Here is a 613-nt window from a genome sequence, read left to right on the forward strand (position 1 = left end):
ATAGTTTTTGTATTTCAGGTAATTCTGATAATAAAATTTAGAAAACCAATAAATGAAGCTGTATTTGCAAAAAGAAGTATTGAACAAAATATAATTGCAGATGTTAATGAACATTTTAATGCTATTGAATTAGTTAAAACTTTGAGTTTAGAAAAATTAGCATTCGAAAAAATAAGTAATAATATGAGACAACTAATAGATGCAATAATTAAATTTGTGTTTGTACAATCTATGTATCAAACTGGAACAAATTTGTTAAATCAATTGTGGTCATTTGGGGTCTTATGGTTTGGGGCAAATCTTGTGTTTTCAGGTAAAATAACATTAGGTATGTTTATGGGCTTTTATATACTTGCAGGGCTTTTATATCAACCTGTTGTTTCAATAACAGGGATAATTTTAAGCTATCAAGAATTAAAAGTTGCTTACTTAAGGTTTGAAGATTATTATAAAACTCCAAATGACTTAATTGAAAATGGTGGGAATAAACCATTTAAATTTAAAAAATGCTTAGAAATGAGAAATATCTCATTTTCATATGAAAATAATAATCCAGTATTCAATAACGTTAATCTTTTATTAAGCCCTGGTTGCATTGTAGCCTTGTCAGGCA

The 613-nt window shown here is 26.8% G+C and carries 1 protein-coding gene; it reads left to right on the top strand.

Translation table 11 applies throughout. From position 1 onward, the window contains the following. Nucleotides 1–613: ABC transporter transmembrane domain-containing protein (locus ACAG39_12485; GenBank protein ID MEZ0538037.1), on the top strand; the 613-nt coding region annotated here is incomplete at both ends.

It is taken from the genome of Caldicellulosiruptoraceae bacterium PP1 (genome assembly GCA_041320695.1).
Lineage (GTDB): Bacteria > Bacillota > Thermoanaerobacteria > Caldicellulosiruptorales > Caldicellulosiruptoraceae > JBGGOQ01.